Source organism: Mycobacterium sp. ABE4_509 (assembly GCF_056160785.1).
The window spans coordinates 1-18,970 of record NZ_JBSWXU010000109.1; the positions used below are offsets into that span (position 1 = coordinate 1).

The window sequence follows — 18,970 nt, forward strand, 5'->3', positions numbered from 1 at the left end:
CCGCGGCCCGGTGTCAGGGCCGCGTTCGCGGCGTCCCGCCGGTCCCGGGATGCAGTACCGGGGCACCGGCGTGCTGGTCTCGCGTGCATCCCACCGGCCCCGCCCCATCACTCCCGCGACCACCGTTCTGCTGGCGGTGATCGCCGGGGCCATCACGCTGTGGCTTGGCCTGGTCGCCCAGGCCGGCGGCGTCCTCGGGAACGAGGCCGAGACGCCGAGCCGGCTCGCGGTGGTGCAGGTCCAGACGGGCGAGTCACTGCAGCAGGTGGCGCAGCGGGTGGCCCCGGGCGCACCGGTATCCGATGTGGTGGAACGGATTCGCGACCTGAACAAGCTGGACTCGGCTGCGCTGGACGCAGGTCAGACACTGATCGCGCCGGTCGGCTGAGTGCGCGGTGACCTGGCTTCACACCCGATACTGCCCGGTGATCCGGATGAATCGACAGGTCAGCTACCTTCCGATCGCTCTGCCCTCGGGCCGCGCACCGGTGGCGCAGGTACGCTCAATGGAGTTCGAAGCGGTCATCTGTCGGTACGGCGAAGGAGCGGTGGTGCACTGTCCGTTCTGTCGTCATCCCGATTCCCGGGTCGTCGACTCGCGAGAGACCGACGAGGGACAGGCGATCCGGCGGCGTCGCTCCTGTCCGGAGTGCGGCCGGCGGTTCACCACGGTCGAGACGGCGGTGCTTGCGGTGGTCAAGCGCAGCGGCGTCACCGAGCCGTTCAGCCGCGAAAAGGTCATCAGAGGTGTGCGGCGGGCATGTCAGGGTCGCCAGGTCGATGACGATGCCCTCAACCTGCTGGCCCAGCAGGTCGAGGATGCCGTGCGGGCCACCGGGTCACCAGAGGTGCCCAGTCACGAGGTCGGGCTGGCCATCCTCGGGCCGCTGCGCGAGCTCGACGAGGTGGCTTATCTGAGGTTCGCCTCGGTGTACCGGTCGTTTTCCTCGGCCGAGGACTTCGAGCGAGAGATCCAGGCGCTGCGCGCGCACCGAGAGGTTCCCGCCCAGGGGTGATCGGTTCGTCGCTCCCGAAGGTCCGGGGGGGCGAACTCCGGTCCTCGACGGGTTCACTCGATCTGGAGTTGCTGGTCTTCGACGACTCGACCGGCGATCCGCACCCAGCCGTCCGGGCTCCAGGAGGTCTCGATGACCGATCCCTGCCCTTGCACGATGGTCAGATCCCGGCTGAGGTGTTCGGTCATGCGGACCGCGGCCGCGCCGGTGGCCTCGTCCTCGGGCACTCCCAGCCTGGGGGCGAACATCCTCGACCTGATCGAACCGTGTTCACGATCGATCCAGGTCCACAGGTAGTGCTCGGCGTCATCGTCGTAGTCGTCGGGATCGGCGTCCGCCAGGTCCTCCGCCGAGGACACCTCGTAGATGGAGAAGACCGGCGCCCACTCGGCGCGGGCGCTGACCGAGGTCAGGTCGCCGTCATAGCCGACCGCAACGATGCCGGCCGGCACCTGCAGGGTCTTGACCGGGGTGCCTCGCCGGGCGAGCCACCACCCGGCCCCTACGGTCGGGTGCCCGGCGAACGGCAGCTCGGTGGCAGGGGTGTGGATGTTGGCATGCGAGGTGTGCCTGCCCGGTTCGGGCATCGTGACGAAAACGGTTTCGCTGTAGCCCAATTCGGTTGCGATGCGCTGCCGATCGGCCGGATCCACGGCCGCGGCGTCGATGACACCGAGTGGATTGCCGTACCTGCCGTCCCGGTCGGTGAACACGCGCAACACTGTCACGTTGATCGCCATACTGCCGACTCTACGTCGCCGGATTTGCGTCAGGGTCAGGTTGCGCTGCGTTCGTCGGCGCCCATCGCGTCGAGCACCGCGACGCGGGTGTCGATCGAGCCAGAGATGGTGCCCTCATTGATCCCCGCGCGCAGTAGATCTCGCAGATAGTCCTGGTCGTAGGGCGCCGGTTCGGTCGAATCGATGAACTGCTCGACCACCTCGACGAAACGGTCGGGATCGTCGTGGAACGGGAAGTGGCCGGAATTCTCGAAGATCTCCAGCCGTGAGCCCGGCATCGCCGCATGCGCGAGTTCGGCGTGGCTGACCGGGATGACCGAGTCGTGGCTGCCCCAGATGAGTTGCACCGGAACCGATTGCGTCAGGTAACACCGGTCCAGCATGGTGACCACCTGACCGCGCCAGTCCACCACTGCCCGCAGGGTGCGGGCGAACGCCGACGATGCGGTCGGTTCGGGCAGGTCGTCGAGGATGCGCAGGACCTCGTGGATGTCACGGCCCACCCGGGTGGACCCCAGCAGCGTGCCGCCTAGGTGCCCGACCGCCTTGAGCCCGGGCATCACCAGCGGCAGACGCAGCAGGGCCAACGCCTCGCTGCCCAGCGGCATCGAGGCGACGCGCAGCGCGATGTTCACGTCTTTGGTGACCCCGCCGGCTCCCACCAGGATCAACCGTTCGACGAGTTGGGGGAACTGGTAGGCGAACTGCATGGCGACACCGCCGCCGAGGGAATGCCCGACCACGGTGACCCGGTCGATGTCGAGCACGCTGAGCAGATCGCGCATGCCGTTGGCATAGGCGGGCACCGAGTAGTCCGCGCGGGGTTTGTCGGACTTGCCGTGGCCGAGCAGGTCGGGGGCGATGACGGTGAACCGCTGGGCGAGTTTGGTCTGCACCGCGCTCCAGGTGGTGGAGTTGTCGCCGATGCCGTGGATGAGCAGGATCGCCGGTCCCGAGCCGGCGATCCGAAACGCCCGCCGGTAGCCGTGGATGGTGCGGAACTGCAGCGTCGGCGTCGTCTCCCGCACCGGTCGCAGATTCGGTTTGCCCTCGCTCATCGCGCGAACTCGGTCATCGCGGTCATGTCGCCCACTTCGTCGTCGGGACAGAGTCCACCGGCGAAGTCGAAGGAGGACCCGCTAGGAATTGTCGCGGGGATCGTCCTTGTCCTTCCGGTACCTCTCGTCGGCCTGTTGGGCGAGAAACCGCTCGAACTCCGCACCGATTTCCTCACCGCTCGGCAACTCCTCGTCGCGCGCCAGCAGAGACCGGTTCTCCTGAGCGGCAACGAACGCATCGTACTGGCGCTCCAGGGCCTCCACCACCTGAGCGACCTCGGAGCTGGCCACGACCTGCTCGTTGATCTTGTCGTACACCTCGGCGGCGGACCTGGTCAGCGCATCGGTCGGGATCTGCAGCGACGCGCTCCTGGCAACCTCTGAGAGCAGGGTCTCCGCGGCCGCCGGGTAGTCGGTCTGGGCCAGGTAGTGCGGCACATGCACGGTGAAGCCCACCACCTCGTGGCCGTGCTGGGCCATCCGGAACTCCAGCAGGTTGGAGGCGCTGCCGGGAACCTGCACTTCGCTGACCCACGGTTGGTGGTCGGCGATGAGTTCCTTGTCGTTGGAGTGCGCCGTGAGCGTCATCGGCCGGGTGTGGGGTACGGCCATCGGGATCGAGCCCAGCCCGATGACCCGACGCACCCCGAGCCGCTCGGAGAGCAGCCGCACCGCGGTGATGAAGCGTTCCCAGCGCAGATCGGGTTCCATGCCTGCGAGCAGCAGAAACGGGGTGCCGGCCCGGTCGTGCAACGCATACAGGTTCAGTTCGGGCTCTTCGTAGGAGGTGAAGTGGTCGGTCTTGAAGGTCATCAGCGGGCGCCGGGACCGGTAGTCGAGCAGTTCGTCGATCGCGAAGGAGGCCACCAGCTCGGTGTCGAGGGTGTCCTTGAGGTGCTGGGCGGCCAGTCGGATCACATGTCCGGCGTCGGAGAATCCCTCCAGCGCGTGCACCAGCACGGGGCCCCGGCCGTCCGGCGAGGACAGCTGCGGGGCGGGAAACTCCAGCTCGTACATGCCGGTCTGCTCGGGTTGGTACTGCTGGCCGGGCTCCTGGTCGGGCTCTTGGGCGGGGTCCTGCGCGTTGTCAGCCATCTATCTCGCCTCCTCGCCGCGGTGGTCGCGACAGTGGTGTCGTGGTCGAGCGTGCTCTTCCCAGTGTCTCGCATGTGACGTGGCACGCCACCGGGGTACCCGCCACGTCACCCATTTGTTCGAACGTGCACACGCCGATGTGACATTCCCCGGCCTCGGCGGCCGCCCCGCCGCAGCGCCGGGCTTCGCAGGATCTGCCCAGGTCAGCTGCGGAACTGGTTGAGTGCGCGCAGCTTGTTCATCACATCCAGCGCGGCGACCTTGTAGGCCTCGGAGAAGGTGGGGTAGTTGAACACGGCGTCGACGAGGTATTCGACGCTGCCGCCGCAGCCCATCACGGCCTGGCCGATGTGCACCATCTCGGTGGCGCTGGTGCCGAAGATGTGCACCCCGAGCAGTCGCAGGTCCTCGGTCGAGACCAGCAGCTTGAGCATGCCGTACGAGTCGCCGGCGATCTGGCCGCGGGCCAGTTCCCGGTAGCGGGACACCCCGACCTCGTAGGGGATCGCGCTCTTGGTCAGCTCGACCTCGGTGGCGCCGACGTAGGAGACCTCGGGGATCGAGTAGATGCCGATGGGCTGCAGTTCGGTCATCGCTTTTCCGGGCTCGCCGAACGCGTGGTAGGCCGCCAGCCGCCCCTGGTCCATCGACGTGGCTGCCAGGGCCGGGAATCCGATGACGTCGCCGACGGCGTAGATGTGGTCGACCTTGGTCTGGAAGTTGTCGTCGACGAACACCCGGCCGCGGTTGTCGGCTTCCAGCCCCGCGTTGGGCAGGTCGAGATGGTCGGTCTGGCCCTGGCGGCCAGCGGAGTACATGACGGTCTCGGCCGGGATCTGCTTGCCGCTGGCCAGGGTGGTGACCGTGCCGGCGGCGCCGACGTCGACGGCGGTGACCTCTTCGCCGAACCGGAACGTCACCGCGAGATCGCGAAGGTGGAATTTCAGCGACTCGATGATCTCGGGATCGCAGAACTCGAGCATGTTGTTGCGCTTCTCGACGACGGTGACCTTGGTGCCGAGCGCGGCGAACATCGAGGCGTATTCGATACCGATGACCCCCGCTCCGACCACCACCATCGAGGTGGGCAGGTTCTTCAGGTCGAGGATGCCGTCGGAGTCGAGCACGCGCTGCTCGTCGAACTCCACCCCGGCCGGGCGGGCGGGTTTGGTGCCGGTCGCGATGACGATGTACTCGCCGGTCACCGTCGTGCGTTCACCGCGGTGGGGTTCCTCGACCAGCACCGTGTGCGGGTCGAGGAACCGGCCGTGGCCCTCGATCAGGTCGACGCGGTTGCGCATCAGCTGGGATCGCACGACATCGACCTCCTTGCCGATGACGTGGGTGGTGCGGGCCAGCAGGTCGGCCGGGGTGATCTTGTCCTTGACGCGGTAGCTTGCGCCGTAGAGCTCGCGCTGGTTCATGCCGGTGAGGTAGACGACCGCCTCGCGCAGCGTCTTCGACGGGATGGTGCCGGTGTTGACGCACACCCCGCCCAGCATCCGGCCCCGTTCGATCACTGCCACCGTCTTGCCGAGCTTGGCGGCCGCGATGGCGGCCTTCTGCCCGCCCGGGCCTGAACCGATGACGACGAGGTCGTACTCCAGCATCGAAGCCATGGTCAAAGGTCTACGCCGGTTGCCACGATCTCGCATGTCGACACACCTCAACAGCTGGTGAACAGGCACGCCCGGGTGCGCCATCCACAATCGGGACTTCGTCCCCAGGTTCGCCGACCGGGGTCCGTGGTCGGGCCTGGGCCGTCGGCGGCAGCTGCGAGGTTGGCGGTATGTCCACCACACCACGCCCCGAATACCCGCTCGACCGTCCCGACGTCCTGATCGCCGCGCTGCCCGCGGTGCTGGGCTTCGTGCCCGAGAGGTCGCTGGTGCTCGTCACCGCCGCGCACGGACAGCTGGGTGCTGTCCTGCGCATCGACCTGCCCGGCGACAACCTCGACGAACTTCACCGGATCGCCGAGGTGGCCGGTGCGGCCCGGCCGGACACCGCGATCGCGGTGATCGTCGATGCCGACGGCGCCGCCTGCCGGTTGTGTGCCGAGGAGTACCGGGATCTGACGAGGCTGCTGGCCGATGAACTGCTGGCCTACGGGGTGGAGATGATCGCCGCTCACGTCGTCGACGTGGTCGGCGCGGGCGGGCGGTGGTATTGCGCCGACGGATGCGGCAACTCGGGACTTGTCGAAGACCCGACCGCATCGCCGGTCGCGCTGGCAGCGGTGCTCGACGGCCGGCGTCTCTATGCGCGGCGGGCCGACCTGCTCGAAGTGATCGCACCGACCGACCCTGACCGAGCGGCTGTGCTGGCGCAGCGACTCGAGCAGACCGGCGAGGTCGACGACGTGGATGCCGCTGGCGCCGCCGCGCAGGCCAGAGACGGGATCGAACATGCTCTGCAGTGCGCCGGGCTGGTCGAGCAGGGGGTTGAGCTGGACGACGAGGACCTGGTCCGGATCGGGCGGGCGCTGACCGACCCGCAGGTCCGCGACACCCTCTACGCGCTGGCCGTAGGCGACGGGGCGGGGCAGGCCGAGTCCCTGTGGGTGGACCTGGCGCGTCGTCTCCCGTCCCGGTGGCGCGCCGAAGCGCTTGCGCTCGTGGCATTTTCGGCCTACGTGCGCTGTGACGGCCCGCTGGCCGGCATGGCGCTCGATGCTGCGTTGCGCTGCGCACCAGGGCATCGGATGGCCCGGATGCTGGACCAGGCCTTGCAGTCGGGGATCCGGCCCGAAGAGATCCGCGAGCTTGCCCGCACCGGCTATCGGCTGGCTGCCCAGCTGGGAGTGTCGCTTCCGCCGCGCCGGCTGTTCGGCCGTGCGGGCTAGAGCGACGGCGCGTACGCCGTCGGGTACCGGGCGCCGGCCGCTGCGGACGCGTCCAGAGTCAGTACACGCCGAGGGGCCGGCACACGTTCGATATCGGATTCCAGTACTCGCCCGGTGCGCAGGCCAGCGGCACGCTGGCCACCGGTCCCCGACACACGTTTGCGACGGGATCCCACCACTGCCCGGCCGGACAGTTGATGGGCTGGGCCGAACCGACTGCCGAGGTCATCATCGACAGGGCGGTGATAGGGCCGGCTGCGACGGCGGCGATGACAGAACGACGAAACAGCTTGTGCATAACCTTGAGCGTGCCCCGAAAAGGGCTGTCCCAAACGGCCCGGTGCCAGATGTCGGCGCCCGGCTCGCCAGGCGGCGGAGCGGCCGGCGGGGGAGCCGAGCCGACTCAGACCTTTTCGACCTTGACGGCGTGCGCCATCTCGTGGGGTAGCTCGACCTGCTCGTGGCCGGGGATGACAATATTGACGCCGCCATAGTCGTTCACCTCGACGGTCACCCGCGCGTTGGGCACCACGCCGGCGTCCTTGAGTCGCGCGATGAGTTCGGTATCGCCCTGAACGTGCTCGGTCAGCTGGCGCACCACCACGGCGACGGGCATGCCGGCAGGCAGTTCGGTCAGGCGCACCAGGGTGACCGATTCCCGGAACAGGTCGTCGCCGACGCCGAGTTCGGAAAGGCCGGGGATGGGGTTCCCGAACGGGGAGGTGGTCGGGTTGTCGAGCACCTGGACCAGTCGGCGTTCGACATCCTCGCTCATCACGTGCTCCCAGCGGCACGCCTCGGCGTGGACTTCCTCCCACGGCAACCCGATCACGTCGACCAGCAGGCGCTCGGCGAGACGGTGCTTGCGCATCACCGCCACGGCGAGCGAGCGGCCCTGGTCGGTGAGCTCGAGGTGCCGGTCTCCGGCGACATGCAGCAGCCCGTCGCGCTCCATCCGCGAGACGGTCTGGCTGACGGTCGGTCCACTCTGGTCGAGACGCTCGGCGATCCGCGCGCGCAACGGAATGACGCCCTCTTCCTCGAGGTCGTAGATCGTCCGCAGGTACATCTCTGTGGTATCGACCAGGTCGTTCATTCGCACACCCCTCCGTCTCCGGGCGAGTCTACCGGCTTGGGGTCTCGACAGCGGCCCTTCCTGCGGCGACGACACGTACGTGGCCCGCCACGAGCAGAAAGCCCGCCGCGGTCTTCGCGGCGGGCTTTCTTCGGGGTTGGTCTGGCTGGCTCTAGCTGGCGTGGTCTAGCTGGCGTAGGACCGCAGCCGGTCGGCACGCTCACCGTTGCGCAGCTTGGACATCACCTCACGCTCGATCTGGCGCACCCGCTCGCGGGACAGGCCGAACAGCTTGCCGATCTGGTCCAGGGTGCGGGGCTGGCCGTCGTCGAGGCCGAACCGCAGCCGGATGACCTGCTGTTCACGCTCGTCGAGAGTGGCCAGCACGTAGCGGATGTCGGTGTGCAGCAGCTCGGAGATGACCGCGTTCTCAGCCGACATCGCCTCGGAGTCTTCGATGAAGTCGCCCAGCGGGGCCTCCTCGTCGCTACCGACCGGCATGTCCAGGCTCACCGGGTCGCGGCTGTGCTCGAGCAGATCGGTGATCTTCTCGACCGGGATGCCCGACTCGGCGGCCAGTTCCTCGTCGCTTGCTTCGCGGCCCAGCTGCTGATGCATCTCCCGCTTGATCCGGGCCAGCTTGTTGACCTGCTCGACCAGGTGGACCGGCAGCCGGATGGTGCGGCTCTGATCGGCCATGCCGCGGGTGATCGCCTGGCGGATCCACCAGGTGGCGTACGTGGAGAACTTGAATCCCTTGCTGTAGTCGAACTTTTCCATCGCCCGGATCAGGCCCAGGTTGCCCTCCTGGATCAGGTCGAGCAGCGGCATGCCCCGCCCGGTGTAGCGCTTGGCCAGCGAGACCACCAGGCGCAGGTTGGCTTCCAGGAGGTGACGGCGAGCGGCCTGACCATCGCGCACCACTGCGGCCAGATCGCGTTTGCGATTGTCGCCCAACCGTTTCCGGGTATCGAGCAAATGCTGCGCGTACAGTCCGGCCTCGATCCGCTTGGCCAGCTCCACCTCGTCTGCCGCGTTGAGCAGCGCAGTCTTGCCGATTCCGTTCAGGTACACCCGAACGAGGTCGGCGGCAGGGCTCTGGGCGTCGAGATCCTGGTCAACGCGGCTAGTGGTGGCATTTGCCATAACGGCCTCCTGATCGGGTGGAACTTTCATGAGCTACAACGCCCTACGCGGGCAAAGAGTTCCCGCCGCCCGGCCGGTTCACACCTTCTGATCTGCGGTTTTCGGACCGTGACCTGAAAATTCGCTGAGAATGGCGGCAAAACCCGCTCAGCGGGGAACGTCGCCGCCGAAGTCCTCGGGCCCATGTTGCGGTGCCGCGGGCGGTGGCCCGCCGATCGCGGGACGCTCCGCGGTGGGAAACAACGGAATGCGCCGGCGCTGCTGGTAGCGCCGAGGTTCCTCGGCGCGCCGCGGCGGCCGGTCGTTGGCGATGAGCACCGCCATCCACGGCAGTGGAATCGACAGCACGATGATGGCCAGCGAGATCAGCCCGTTGTGCCAGATCCCGTAGGCCAGGGCGGCCAGAATCAACGCCGGGACGCGAAAGGACATCAGCGTGAGGTACTTGCGTACCCGCTGCCGGTGCTGGTCCTCGTAGGCGGGGGCGGCCCGGGTGATCAGAACGGGGCGGCCGTCGTCATCGAAACCCAGCTCGTCGCCGTGTTTCACACCTCTACTGTTCCACATCTTCGGCGCGGCGTGCCGGTCGCATTTCTTACCGATCGATTGCCAGGCAGAATAGAGCCATGCAGACCCAGACGATCGAGCGCACCGACACCGACGAACGCGTCGACGACGGGACCGATGACGACACCCCCAAGTTCTTCCACTACGTCAAGAAGGACAGGATCGCCGAGAGCGCGGTGATGGGCACGCACGTGGTCGCTCTGTGCGGCGAGGTGTTCCCGGTGACCCGGTCGGCGAAGCCGGGATCGCCGGTGTGCCCGGACTGCAAGAAGATCTACGAGCAGCTCAAGAAGTAGCGGCGTCGCCCTTGGCGACAGGGTTGGTGCCCGTGCCGACGGGGTTGGTGCCGGTGGCGGCTTCGATGTCGTCGGGGATCAGACCGCCCTCGATCACCTCGGCGGGTTTCCCGGCGCCGGTGAACTGCCCGGCCTTGGCGGCCACCCATCGGCGGACCCGGTTGGTGTGGGTGTGCGGGGCGGGGAACTCCTCTTCGATGGCTGCGTTGAGTTCGGCCCCGATCATGATCGCGAACCCGAGGAAGAACGCGAACAGCAGAAACGCGATCGGCGTGGCGAGTGCCCCGTAGGTGTAGCCGGTGCTGGTGATCCAGCCCAGGTATATCCGCAGCCCGACCGTCGCGATCAGGAACACCAGCGCGGCCAGCACCGACCCGAACAACAGCCGGTGCGAGGGCAGCGGCTTGGGCAGCGATACCCGGTAGAGCACGTTGACCGCCACGATCAGGGTCAGTATCAGCGCCGGGTAGTAGCCGAATCGCAGGACGTGGTCCCAGCTGTCGGGGATGTACTCGGCGATCTTGCGGGGCCCCAGCGCGATGAACGGTGCGGTGGCGATCGCTCCGACGAGCATCACGACGTAGAGGCCCAGCGCGTAGAAACGCTGACGCACCGGGTGGCGCAACGGTGTCTGGTCGTGCGCCTCGGTGATCGAATCGACGAACGCAGAGATCGCCGACGAGCCGGCCCACAGTGAGATCACGAAGCCCAGCGACACCACCTCGCCGCGCGCGCCCGCCACGATGTCGCGCACCGTCGGCTCGATGATCTCGCTCGTCACGTTCGGTGAGAAGAACCGGCCCGCCGTGCTGACCAGCTGCTCCTGAATCACCGGCAGGGTGTCGGGGCCGAACAGCGGGGCGATGTAGGCCAGACTGCCGAGCATCCCCAGCAGCAGCGGCGGAAGCGACAACGCGCACCAGAATGCGGCTTGGGCGGACTCGGAGAAAATCGAGTCGTCCCAACTCTTTGTAAGCGTCCGACGGGTGATGTGCCTGATGTGGTGGCGCGAGGGCCGCTGCCGTGTCGACTGGTCACTCATGACCAGTCCAGCATTACTGATGAGCTCGTTACGGCTCCAGGGGGCTGACCTCGAGGACGGCCGCCAGCTCGACCAGCTTCGCCTCGTGCTCGTTGGCGTGATGCTGGCAGAACAGCAGCTGGGAGCCCGAGGGCAGCTTGGCGCGCACTCGGGCCGCGGCGCCACAGCGGTCGCAGCGGTCAGCCTTGGTCAATGCGGGACTGGTGATCGTTGCGGTCATGGCACCTCCATTGGGGGTAGCTACGTACTTCCACTCTGTCAGACGCTTGCGGTTCCGGCCTTGTTCCCCGGCGGTTTACGGGTGTGTCGTGTCTCACGAATATCTGTGTTGCGACGCCCGGCAGCCGGCGGTATTGCCTTTTTTGTGAGGTTTCCCGACGGCGCACTCGTCCATCTGTGCAGCTCCGCGGAGTGGCAGACGGCACGACAAGGCGGGGAGCACCGTCCCGCGTCGTTGGAGTCGGCGGGGTTCGTGCATCTGTCCACACCCGAGCAGGTTCACCTGCCAGCGAACAGGCTCTACTTCGGTCGCGCCGACCTGATGCTGCTGTGCATCGATGCCGCACGCCTGTCCTCTCCGGTTCGGTGGGAACCCGGTGTCCCCGGCGATCCCGAGTCCATGGTGTTCCCACATCTGTACGGGCCCCTGCCCCTCAGCGCTGTGATAAGCGTCACTGCATATCTACCGGACGGCGACGGCCGATTCGCTGCCTACTCGCCGGACGGCTGACTCACGATGGCGTCGGCTGCCGCGGTGTCGGGCCGTTCGCTCACCGTGTCAACCTACGACGAATGTGTAACGCGGGGGGATGGCTGCGGCGCGACCGGAATCAATAGACTGAGCGGCTGTGGGCATACTGTTCGGTTTCGCGCCATGGATCATCTACTGGGTACTGGTCGGCAACGTGCCTTTCTCGGCGGCGGTGCTGGTGGCCCTCGCGGCGGCGCTGGCCGCGCTGGTCGTATCGCGGTACAGCGGCTCGCCGGGGCGAGCGATCGAGATCGGCGCGGTGGCAACCTTTCTCGTCCTGACACTGCTCACCTTCACGCTCGGCCAGTCCTTTCTGGAGCGTTGGATGCAGCCACTCAGCAGCGCCGGGATCTTCCTGGTGGCACTGGTCAGCGCGCTGATCGGCCGCCCGTTCGTCCGCGATTTCGCCGCGGATGGCCAGCCCAAGGAGATCGTCGAGAGCGAGCCGTTCGGCCGGATCACCTCGGTGCTGACCTGGATCTGGATCGGCGTGTTCGGTGCGATGACGGTGTCGTCGGCCGTCCCGCCCGTCGTCGACGCCGACGCGACCATTCTCGACGCCCGTTCGCCGTTGTCGTTCGTCTGCTACTGGGTGCTGCCGTTCGTGCTCTTCGGTGTCGCGGCGTTGCTGACCCGCATGTTGCCTGAGCGCATGGTGCCGCCCCAGGAGGAGATCGTGCGCAAGACCACCTTCGTGGCCTTCGCCGAAGCAGAGATCGACCAGTTGATGTATCTGGCCACCGAGCACGCCAACCGTGAGGTCGGCGCCGGCAAGGAGGCCTATGACATCAGGCTGGGCGGCAAGGGGGTGCCGCTCGTCGGTGACGACACCCGCGAATCGTGGCCGTCGACCTACAAGGTGCGCGAACGCAAGCGCTGACAGCCCGCCCGGGCAACCGCCGGGCGGGGCCGTCACCCGAGTGGGCGCCCGCTAGTCGAGATAGTCGCGCAGGACCTGGGAGCGGCTGGGGTGCCGCAACTTCGACATGGTCTTCGACTCGATCTGGCGGATCCGTTCCCGGGTCACGCCGTAGACCTGGCCGATCTCGTCGAGGGTGCGGGGCTGGCCGTCGGTGAGGCCGAAGCGCAACCGCACCACGCCGGCTTCGCGCTCCGAGAGGGTCTCGAGCACCGACTGCAGCTGATCCTGCAGCAGCGTGAACGACACGGCGTCCACGGCGACGACGGCCTCGCTGTCCTCGATGAAGTCGCCGAGCTGGGAATCGCCTTCGTCGCCGATGGTCTGGTCCAGTGAGATGGGCTCACGCGCGTACTGCTGGATCTCCAGCACCTTCTCCGGCGTGATGTCCATTTCCTTGGCCAGCTCCTCGGGCGTGGGCTCCCGGCCCAGATCCTGAAGCAGCTCGCGCTGGATGCGGCCCAGCTTGTTGATGACCTCCACCATGTGCACCGGGATGCGGATGGTGCGGGCCTGATCGGCCATCGCGCGGGTGATGGCCTGCCGGATCCACCAGGTGGCGTAGGTGGAGAACTTGTAGCCCTTGGTGTAGTCGAACTTCTCCACGGCTCGGATCAGGCCGAGGTTGCCCTCCTGGATCAGGTCCAGGAAGGCCATGCCGCGACCGGTGTAGCGCTTGGCCAGCGACACCACCAGACGCAGGTTGGCCTCGAGCAGATGGTTCTTGGCGCGGTCGCCGTCGCGGCAGATCCACATCATGTCGCGACGCTGCGCGGCGGGCAGTTTCTCGCCCTTGTCGGCGAATTCGGCCATCAGCTGGGTGGCGTACAGGCCGGCTTCGATGCGCTTGGCCAGTTCCACCTCCTCCTCGGCGTTGAGCAGCGCGACCTTGCCGATCTGCTTGAGGTAGGCGCGAACCGAGTCGGCCGAGGCGGTGAGCTCGGCATCTTTGCGGGCCTGCCGCAGCGCCTCGGACTCCTCCTCGTCCCAGACGAAGTCGCCGGAGGCCTTGTCCTTCTCGGTGGGCTCGGCGATCTCGTCCTCGTCGACCTCCGCGGGCTTTGCGGGCTTGACCGCCTTGGGCGCCGCCTCGGCGGCGCCCTCGGTGTCGTCGTCGGTGTCGTCGTCGCCGCTCTCGGCCTCGTCGCTGTCGCTGTCCTCGTCGACCTCGATGTCGTCGAGGTCGAGATCGGTGTCGTCGACGTCGAGGTCCTCGCCGGGCTCACCGTCGAGTTCGTCGGTCTCGACGTCTTCGCCGGTCAGCTCCTCGTCGGCGGCGCCGGTGGCCGGGGCGGTGGACTTCTTCGCGCGGCCGCGACCGGCCGGCGCGTCACCCTTGGCGGAGCGCGACTTGGCCGACTTGGCCGGCGCACTCTTGGCGGCCTTCTTTGCCGGCGCCGACCCGTTGGCGGACTTGGCGGGGGAGGCCTTCTTGGCCGTGGTTTTGGTGGCGGTGCGCTTCACCGGCTCATCGGTTGCCGGGCTTTCCTTTGTCGCTGCCACGTACAGCCTTTCGATCGGGAGGTTCTCGGCGCGCGCACGGGCGCCACCGAAGTGTGTCGGCTATGTCGAATGTCGGCGTTGATCTCAACTCGGGATGCTCCGCCGCTCTCGGGGTGGGGCGGCCGCCGACGTCCATTGTAACGACTGTGTGTGCGCGCGCCGCGCCCAGCGGCAAATTTGACGCCGACACCGGCCGGTTGCGCGGGGTTACCGCCCGGTAGCAGTAACGTCGGCGTCGGCGGCCATCGCCGCACCGACGATGCCCGCGGTGTTCTGCAGGGCCGCGGCGACCACCGGGGTGCGGTTCTTCAGCAGCGGGATCCACTTGTCGGACTTGCGGCTGATGCCGCCGCCGGCGATGAACAGGTCGGGCCAGATCGCGTTCTCAATGGCCACAAGCACTTTTGTGACCTCCTGGGTCCAGCGCTCGTAGCTCCAGTCTTTTCGCTCCTTGACCGAACTGGCGGCCCGGTGCTCGGCCTCCTTGCCGCCCACCTCGAGGTGTCCGAACTCGGTGTTGGGCAGCAGCACCCCGTTGTGGATGACCGCCGAACCGATGCCGGTGCCGAACGTCAGCAAAACAATGACGCCGGAGTTGTCGCGGCCGGCACCGAATTTTTCTTCGGCGAGTCCGGCGGCGTCGGCGTCGTTGAGCACGGTCACCTGTTGGCCGCCCAGCGCCCCGCTGATGACCTCCTCGGCGTTGGCGCCGATCCAGCCCTTGTCGACGTTGGCGGCGGTGCGCACCGTCCCGCCGGTGACGACGCCGGGGTAGGTCACTCCGAGGGGGCCCTCCCAGCCGAAGTGGGCCACCACCTCGGCGATCGTCTTGGCGACGGCGTCGGGTGTGGCCGGTTGCGGGGTCAGCAGCTTGAAACGGTCACCGATCAGCGCGCCGGTGTCCAGGTCGACGATTCCACCCTTGACGCCACTGCCCCCGACGTCGATGCCGAAACCGCGGCGCTGCGCGTCGGTGGTCGGTGACTCGGTACCGGTCATGCGAACTCCTCTGCGCGAACGGGCCATCGGCAAGCTGGGGCGTTCCACACACTAATCGCTCGCCAATTGTGACGCGTGGCAGTCTCGCGGCCAGCTGTCCGGATGTGTTGCGATGGTTGCCATGGCCATCCAGGAGGACACCGGGCCGGACCGCGCGAAGGATCCCGCGACGCTGCGTTCGGTGGCCGAGCGGCTGGCGACTGAGGCGGCGGCCTACGTTCGGCGCCGACGGGTCGAGGTGTTCGGTGCCGGCTCCCCGACCGCGCAGGCGTCTGCGGTACGCGCCAAGAGCACCCCCACCGATCCCGTCACCGTGGTCGACACCGAGACCGAGCGGTTGCTGCGGGAGCGGCTGGCTGCGCTGCGGCCTGGAGAGGCGATCCTCGGCGAGGAGGAGGGTGGCCCCAGCCCCGACGACGAAGCCGCCGGGGCCGGGCAGATCACCTGGGTGCTCGACCCGATCGACGGCACGGTGAACTTCCTCTACGGCATCGAGGCCTACGCGGTGTCGGTGGGCGTGCAGCGCGACGGAGTGTCGGTGGCCGGGGCGGTGGCCGATGTGGCCGCCGGCGCGGTGTACTCGGCGGCCGCCGGATGCGGTGCGCTGGTGACCCGCGACGGGGTGCGGGCCGAACTGCGCTCCAGTGCCGCGACCGAGCTGTCCATGGCCCTGATCGGCACCGGATTCGCCTATCAGCGGCAACGCCGCACCCGGCAGGCGGAGGTCGTTGCCCGGCTGCTGCCGCACGTGCGGGATCTGCGGCGGATCGGGTCCTGCGCGCTGGACCTGTGCATGGTGGCCGCCGGCAGGCTCGACGCCTACTACGAGGAGGGCGTGCACGTGTGGGACTGGGCTGCCGGGGCCCTGATCGCCGCCGAGGCGGGCGCGCGCGTCCGGACGGCCACGACGGCTGACGGCGCGGGTGTGGTGGTGGCCGCTGCGGCGGGGATCAGCGCGGAGTTCGACGAGGTGCTGGCGCGATCCGGCGCGTTCGGCGCAGGCGGGTAGTCGGCGAGGTCAGCACGTTCCGGTGTGGGCCTGCGAGAGCATCGACTGGTCGACGGGCTGGGTCGCCTCCGGCATCAGGCTGGTCAGCACGGCGTCGATGTCGTCGCTGTGCGCCAGCTCGGTGAAATCGGTACCCAGGGCGAGGTCGACGGTGTCGTCGCTGCGCTGGTCCTGGAACAGCTCGGTGCACGGGGCCACCAGCCAGACCGCTGCGGCCGCCGCCCGCCCGGAGGGGCCGAAGCGGATCTGGCCCTGGCACTGCAGCCGGGTGGTCGAGTAGATCGTGTCGTTGGCCGCTTCGGGTTCGGCGAAACCGAGGTCGCGCAGCGCGCCGGCCACTTCGGCGGCCTGACCGCCCTGCCCGCTGGCGTTGAGCACCCGGATCCGCGTATCGGCGAGTTTGGCCGGGGTGACGTCGACCATTGACTCGTGGGACACCTGATCGCCCAGGTCGGGTGCCGGGGTGTTGGGCTCGGCGGGGGCCGGGGGTGGGTTGCACACGGCGGCTTCGCGGACGTCGGCCGGGCGGGACAGTGCGATCACCCACACCAGCAGCGCCGCCGCTGCCATCGCGGCGAACGCCAACATCCCGGGCAGGAACCGGCGGCGGCGGAATGGGCGCCCGTGCTTGTCGAACGCGGTGCCGTCGGTGATTTGGGAGACCACGCTGAGCACTCTAAGGCCCCGGTGCCCGGCGCACTATTGACGCCCGCGTTGGTGCTCCTACCGGCGATAACGAAGCAGCGGACAAGATTGTGATGTAAATCACAGTAGAACCGGTGTCAATCTGGGCACGAATCATTTGGTGCACGCGTTCGACGCTGGTACAAAGCACTGCTGCAACGAGCTTCACGGAGGGGACAGATGGCCACCGACTACGACGCCCCACGGCGCACCGAGACCGACGATGTTTCCGAGGATTCCCTCGAGGAACTGAAGGCGCGGCGCAACGAAGCTCAATCCGCTGTCGTCGACGTCGACGAATCCGAAACCGCGGAGTCTTTCGAGCTGCCCGGCGCCGACCTGTCCGGCGAAGAGCTGTCGGTGCGGGTCATTCCCAAGCAGGCCGACGAGTTCACCTGCTCGAGTTGCTTCCTGGTTCACCACCGCAGCCGCCTCGCCAGCGAGAAGAACGGCTTGATGATCTGCTCGGACTGCGCCGCCTGAGCCTCCCGGCGCGCTCGGCCCGGCCGCACCGAGCGCGGTTTCACTGCGCCAAAGCGGCCAGCACCTTGTCCGGCCGACGGGTACTGACCAGCCAGTACGGGGTCGGGTCCTCCGGATCGTCGAGGACCAGCAGGATCATCGGCCCGACCCAGGCCTTGTGCACCACGAAGGCCGCTGGGTCGAGCTGGCGGCCCAGCGCCGCCGACTTCGCCGAGCGCGGCACCTGCGCGCTGCGGCCGATCGCACTGACCGGCAGGTGTGCGCCCCCGACCCACAACTCGGTCTCCCCGGCGCCGGCGACGACCCGCACCTCGGTCCGTCCCAGCGCCAACAGGGCAACGGCGGCCACCGGCAACAGCACCGCGTACGCCAGCCAGTCGGGCAGCACCCGGATCCCCTGGTTGACCTCCAGCGCGATCAGCGCCGCCAACCCCATTCCGGGCAGCCACCACCACAGCGGCACGCGCAGCCGTTCGCGGTAGCGAACGGTTTGCGAGGTGGCGCGCGTGTCGGTCACGAGGCCAAGGGTAATCTGTGACGCCGTGTCGACCTCTCTGGCGGTAGTTCGATTGGACCGTGATCTGCCGCTGCCCAGCCGGGCTCACGACGGTGACGCCGGGGTCGATCTGTTCAGTGCCCACGACGTCGAGCTGGCTCCCGGCGAGCGGGCGCTGGTGGGCACCGGGGTGGCCGTGGCGATACCGCACGGGATGGTCGGCCTGGTTCATCCGCGTTCGGGTCTCGCTGCCCGGGTGGGCCTTTCGATCGTGAACAGTCCCGGCACCATCGATGCCGGGTACCGCGGCGAGATCAAGGTGGCCTTGATCAACCTCGACCCCCGCGCACCGATCGTGGTGCGCCGCGGCGACCGGATCGCTCAGTTGCTGGTGCAACGGGTGGAATTGCCCGAACTGGTCGAGGTGGCGTCCTTCGACGAGGCCGGCCTGGCCGACACGACCCGCGGCGACGGTGGCCATGGTTCATCTGGTGGCCATGCCAGTCTGTGAGACTGGCACAAGCGCACGGCGACCTGGCAGGGCCGCACAATCGACGAGCATGGTGACGAGGAAATGGCACTGAGACGGCATCGCAAAGACGGCAGCACCGACGACCCCGCCCAGGCGGGCGGGTTGACGGCCGAGGAGATCGAGGAGGAGCTCGACGGCCCCTTCGACATCGACGACTTCGAAGACCCTGAGGTGGCCGCGGTCGCCCGGCTCGACCTGGGCTCGGTCCTGATCCCGATGCCCGAGGCGGGTCAGGTCCAGGTCGAGGTCAACGAGACCGGTGTGCCCAGCGCGGTGTGGGTGGTGACACCCAACGGCCGTTTCACCATCGCCGCCTACGCCGCCCCGAAATCGGCCGGCCTGTGGCGCGAGGTGGCCGCCGAGCTCGCCGAGTCGCTGCGCCGGGACGTCCCGACCGTGAGCATCGTCGACGGGCCGTGGGGGCGCGAGGTCATCGGCGCCGGCGGCCAGGGCGCCGCGGTGGTGCGCTTCATCGGGGTCGACGGATACCGGTGGATGGTCCGGTGTGTGGCCAACGGGCCGCAGGACCGTATCGACGCGCTGGTGGACCAGGCGCGAAATGCGTTGGCCGACACGGTGGTGCGCCGCGGCGACACCCCGATGCCGGTGCGTACCCCGCTGCAGGTCCAGTTGCCCGAGCCGATGGCCGCCCAGCTTCGCGCCGCCACCGAGCAGGCCGCCGCGCAACGGGCGCAGGCCGGGGGACAGCAGCCC

General features: G+C 68.2%; 24 protein-coding genes. 10 read left to right on the forward strand and 14 right to left on the reverse strand.

Annotated features, from left to right (window positions below; all coding sequences use genetic code 11):
• Nucleotides 1-388, forward strand: a 388-nt coding sequence (locus tag ACXAID_RS20175) for a LysM peptidoglycan-binding domain-containing protein (protein ID WP_475023983.1), incomplete at its 5' end; no start/stop codon positions are given.
• A 163-nt stretch (nt 389-551) separates the two neighbouring features.
• Nucleotides 552-1,016 carry a transcriptional regulator NrdR gene (nrdR, locus tag ACXAID_RS20180; protein ID WP_475024004.1) on the forward strand — a complete coding sequence of 155 codons (465 nt, stop codon included), beginning with the start codon at nt 552-554 and terminating at the stop codon, nt 1,014-1,016.
• Nucleotides 1,017-1,069: 53 nt separating this feature from the next.
• Here the strand turns inward: nrdR and ACXAID_RS20185 are convergent, their stop codons facing one another.
• From ACXAID_RS20185 to sthA, 4 genes are all read right to left on the reverse strand, one after another.
• Nucleotides 1,070-1,756: a PhzF family phenazine biosynthesis protein gene (locus ACXAID_RS20185; protein WP_475023984.1), complete on the reverse strand. Its 687-nt coding sequence runs from the start codon at nt 1,754-1,756 to the stop codon at nt 1,070-1,072.
• 35 nt (nt 1,757-1,791) lie between these two features.
• Nucleotides 1,792-2,814: an alpha/beta fold hydrolase gene (locus tag ACXAID_RS20190; protein WP_475023985.1), complete on the reverse strand. Its 1,023-nt coding sequence runs from the start codon at nt 2,812-2,814 to the stop codon at nt 1,792-1,794.
• Nucleotides 2,815-2,895: 81 nt separating this feature from the next.
• Nucleotides 2,896-3,909: a proteasome assembly chaperone family protein gene (locus tag ACXAID_RS20195; RefSeq protein ID WP_475023986.1), complete on the reverse strand. Its 1,014-nt coding sequence runs from the start codon at nt 3,907-3,909 to the stop codon at nt 2,896-2,898.
• Between the two features lie 203 nt (nt 3,910-4,112).
• Nucleotides 4,113-5,519: a Si-specific NAD(P)(+) transhydrogenase gene (gene sthA / locus ACXAID_RS20200; RefSeq protein ID WP_475024005.1), complete on the reverse strand. Its 1,407-nt coding sequence runs from the start codon at nt 5,517-5,519 to the stop codon at nt 4,113-4,115.
• Nucleotides 5,520-5,698: 179 nt separating this feature from the next.
• On the opposite strand from sthA, the gene ACXAID_RS20205 reads away from it, so the two are divergent.
• Complete coding sequence (locus ACXAID_RS20205) at nt 5,699-6,754, forward strand: DUF4192 domain-containing protein (RefSeq protein ID WP_475023987.1); 1,056 nt, start codon at nt 5,699-5,701, stop codon at nt 6,752-6,754.
• Between the two features lie 58 nt (nt 6,755-6,812).
• On the opposite strand, the gene ACXAID_RS20210 is transcribed toward ACXAID_RS20205, so the two are convergent.
• The 4 genes from ACXAID_RS20210 to ACXAID_RS20225 form a co-directional block, all read right to left on the reverse strand.
• Complete coding sequence (locus ACXAID_RS20210; protein WP_475023988.1) at nt 6,813-7,052, reverse strand: hypothetical protein; 240 nt, start codon at nt 7,050-7,052, stop codon at nt 6,813-6,815.
• A gap of 105 nt (nt 7,053-7,157) precedes the next feature.
• Nucleotides 7,158-7,850 carry an iron-dependent transcriptional repressor DtxR gene (locus ACXAID_RS20215; RefSeq protein WP_475023989.1) on the reverse strand — a complete coding sequence of 231 codons (693 nt, stop codon included), beginning with the start codon at nt 7,848-7,850 and terminating at the stop codon, nt 7,158-7,160.
• Between the two features lie 165 nt (nt 7,851-8,015).
• Nucleotides 8,016-8,975: a sigma-70 family RNA polymerase sigma factor gene (locus tag ACXAID_RS20220; protein WP_475023990.1), complete on the reverse strand. Its 960-nt coding sequence runs from the start codon at nt 8,973-8,975 to the stop codon at nt 8,016-8,018.
• 147 nt (nt 8,976-9,122) lie between these two features.
• Nucleotides 9,123-9,542, reverse strand: a complete 420-nt coding sequence (locus ACXAID_RS20225) for a DUF3099 domain-containing protein (protein ID WP_475023991.1) — start codon at nt 9,540-9,542, stop codon at nt 9,123-9,125.
• A gap of 59 nt (nt 9,543-9,601) precedes the next feature.
• Here ACXAID_RS20225 and ACXAID_RS20230 point away from each other — a divergent pair, with 59 nt between their 5' ends.
• A complete protein-coding gene (locus ACXAID_RS20230; RefSeq protein WP_475023992.1) occupies nt 9,602-9,838 on the forward strand; it encodes a DUF3039 domain-containing protein in 237 nt (78 codons plus the stop codon).
• Here the strand turns inward: ACXAID_RS20230 and ACXAID_RS20235 are convergent.
• Entirely contained in the window at nt 9,828-10,880 is a 1,053-nt protein-coding gene (locus ACXAID_RS20235; RefSeq protein WP_475023993.1) for a YihY/virulence factor BrkB family protein, read from the reverse strand. The two genes, ACXAID_RS20230 and ACXAID_RS20235, sit on opposite strands and share 11 nt — an antisense overlap.
• A 28-nt stretch (nt 10,881-10,908) precedes the next feature.
• Nucleotides 10,909-11,100: a DUF7455 domain-containing protein gene (locus ACXAID_RS20240; protein ID WP_475023994.1), complete on the reverse strand. Its 192-nt coding sequence runs from the start codon at nt 11,098-11,100 to the stop codon at nt 10,909-10,911.
• A 105-nt stretch (nt 11,101-11,205) separates the two neighbouring features.
• Between ACXAID_RS20240 and ACXAID_RS20245 the strand changes: the two genes are divergently transcribed.
• The gene (locus ACXAID_RS20245; RefSeq protein WP_475023995.1) at nt 11,206-11,610 is read left to right on the forward strand and encodes a DUF952 domain-containing protein; all 405 of its coding nucleotides are present in this window, start codon (nt 11,206-11,208) and stop codon (nt 11,608-11,610) included.
• A gap of 118 nt (nt 11,611-11,728) precedes the next feature.
• Nucleotides 11,729-12,511: a hypothetical protein gene (locus ACXAID_RS20250; protein ID WP_475023996.1), complete on the forward strand. Its 783-nt coding sequence runs from the start codon at nt 11,729-11,731 to the stop codon at nt 12,509-12,511.
• Nucleotides 12,512-12,562: 51 nt separating this feature from the next.
• On the opposite strand, the gene ACXAID_RS20255 is transcribed toward ACXAID_RS20250, so the two are convergent.
• On the reverse strand, nt 12,563-14,053 hold the full coding sequence (locus ACXAID_RS20255; RefSeq protein WP_475023997.1) for an RNA polymerase sigma factor: 1,491 nt from the start codon (nt 14,051-14,053) through the stop codon (nt 12,563-12,565).
• A 207-nt stretch (nt 14,054-14,260) separates the two neighbouring features.
• The gene (gene ppgK, locus ACXAID_RS20260; protein WP_475023998.1) at nt 14,261-15,052 is read right to left on the reverse strand and encodes a polyphosphate--glucose phosphotransferase; all 792 of its coding nucleotides are present in this window, start codon (nt 15,050-15,052) and stop codon (nt 14,261-14,263) included.
• Between the two features lie 112 nt (nt 15,053-15,164).
• Between ppgK and ACXAID_RS20265 the strand changes: the two genes are divergently transcribed.
• Nucleotides 15,165-16,061, forward strand: coding sequence for an inositol monophosphatase family protein (locus ACXAID_RS20265; RefSeq protein ID WP_475023999.1), 897 nt, complete (start codon nt 15,165-15,167; stop codon nt 16,059-16,061).
• Nucleotides 16,062-16,070: 9 nt separating this feature from the next.
• On the opposite strand, the gene cei is transcribed toward ACXAID_RS20265, so the two are convergent.
• Nucleotides 16,071-16,727 carry an envelope integrity protein Cei gene (cei, locus tag ACXAID_RS20270; RefSeq protein ID WP_475024000.1) on the reverse strand — a complete coding sequence of 219 codons (657 nt, stop codon included), beginning with the start codon at nt 16,725-16,727 and terminating at the stop codon, nt 16,071-16,073.
• 198 nt (nt 16,728-16,925) lie between these two features.
• Here cei and ACXAID_RS20275 point away from each other — a divergent pair, with 198 nt between their 5' ends.
• Complete coding sequence (locus ACXAID_RS20275) at nt 16,926-17,228, forward strand: DUF4193 domain-containing protein (protein WP_221359717.1); 303 nt, start codon at nt 16,926-16,928, stop codon at nt 17,226-17,228.
• Between the two features lie 40 nt (nt 17,229-17,268).
• Here ACXAID_RS20275 and ACXAID_RS20280 read toward each other — a convergent pair whose 3' ends face one another.
• On the reverse strand, nt 17,269-17,745 hold the full coding sequence (locus tag ACXAID_RS20280; protein ID WP_475024001.1) for a DUF3093 domain-containing protein: 477 nt from the start codon (nt 17,743-17,745) through the stop codon (nt 17,269-17,271).
• A gap of 25 nt (nt 17,746-17,770) precedes the next feature.
• Here ACXAID_RS20280 and dut point away from each other — a divergent pair, with 25 nt between their 5' ends.
• Both dut and ACXAID_RS20290 read left to right on the forward strand, forming a co-directional pair.
• A complete protein-coding gene (gene dut / locus ACXAID_RS20285) occupies nt 17,771-18,235 on the forward strand; it encodes a dUTP diphosphatase (protein WP_475024002.1) in 465 nt (154 codons plus the stop codon).
• Nucleotides 18,236-18,298: 63 nt separating this feature from the next.
• Nucleotides 18,299-18,970, forward strand: a 672-nt coding sequence (locus tag ACXAID_RS20290) for a DUF3710 domain-containing protein (RefSeq protein WP_475024003.1), incomplete at its 3' end; no start/stop codon positions are given.

Excerpts from the sequence above, each read along its gene's own strand:
- sthA (WP_475024005.1), bottom strand. The coding sequence starts at position 5,519 with ATGCTGGAGTACGACCTCGTCGTCATCGGTTCAGGCCCGGGCGGGCAG.
- ACXAID_RS20210 (WP_475023988.1), bottom strand. The coding sequence starts at position 7,052 with ATGCACAAGCTGTTTCGTCGTTCTGTCATCGCCGCCGTCGCAGCCGGC.
- ACXAID_RS20230 (WP_475023992.1), top strand. The coding sequence starts at position 9,602 with ATGCAGACCCAGACGATCGAGCGCACCGACACCGACGAACGCGTCGAC.
- ACXAID_RS20225 (WP_475023991.1), bottom strand. The coding sequence starts at position 9,542 with ATGTGGAACAGTAGAGGTGTGAAACACGGCGACGAGCTGGGTTTCGAT.
- ACXAID_RS20185 (WP_475023984.1), bottom strand. The coding sequence starts at position 1,756 with ATGGCGATCAACGTGACAGTGTTGCGCGTGTTCACCGACCGGGACGGC.
- ACXAID_RS20275 (WP_221359717.1), top strand. The coding sequence starts at position 16,926 with ATGGCCACCGACTACGACGCCCCACGGCGCACCGAGACCGACGATGTT.
- ACXAID_RS20240 (WP_475023994.1), bottom strand. The coding sequence starts at position 11,100 with ATGACCGCAACGATCACCAGTCCCGCATTGACCAAGGCTGACCGCTGC.
- ACXAID_RS20190 (WP_475023985.1), bottom strand. The coding sequence starts at position 2,814 with ATGAGCGAGGGCAAACCGAATCTGCGACCGGTGCGGGAGACGACGCCG.
- ACXAID_RS20220 (WP_475023990.1), bottom strand. The coding sequence starts at position 8,975 with ATGGCAAATGCCACCACTAGCCGCGTTGACCAGGATCTCGACGCCCAG.
- ppgK (WP_475023998.1), bottom strand. The coding sequence starts at position 15,052 with ATGACCGGTACCGAGTCACCGACCACCGACGCGCAGCGCCGCGGTTTC.
- ACXAID_RS20195 (WP_475023986.1), bottom strand. The coding sequence starts at position 3,909 with ATGGCTGACAACGCGCAGGACCCCGCCCAAGAGCCCGACCAGGAGCCC.
- ACXAID_RS20215 (WP_475023989.1), bottom strand. The coding sequence starts at position 7,850 with ATGAACGACCTGGTCGATACCACAGAGATGTACCTGCGGACGATCTAC.
- ACXAID_RS20205 (WP_475023987.1), top strand. The coding sequence starts at position 5,699 with ATGTCCACCACACCACGCCCCGAATACCCGCTCGACCGTCCCGACGTC.
- ACXAID_RS20265 (WP_475023999.1), top strand. The coding sequence starts at position 15,165 with ATGGTTGCCATGGCCATCCAGGAGGACACCGGGCCGGACCGCGCGAAG.
- ACXAID_RS20235 (WP_475023993.1), bottom strand. The coding sequence starts at position 10,880 with ATGAGTGACCAGTCGACACGGCAGCGGCCCTCGCGCCACCACATCAGG.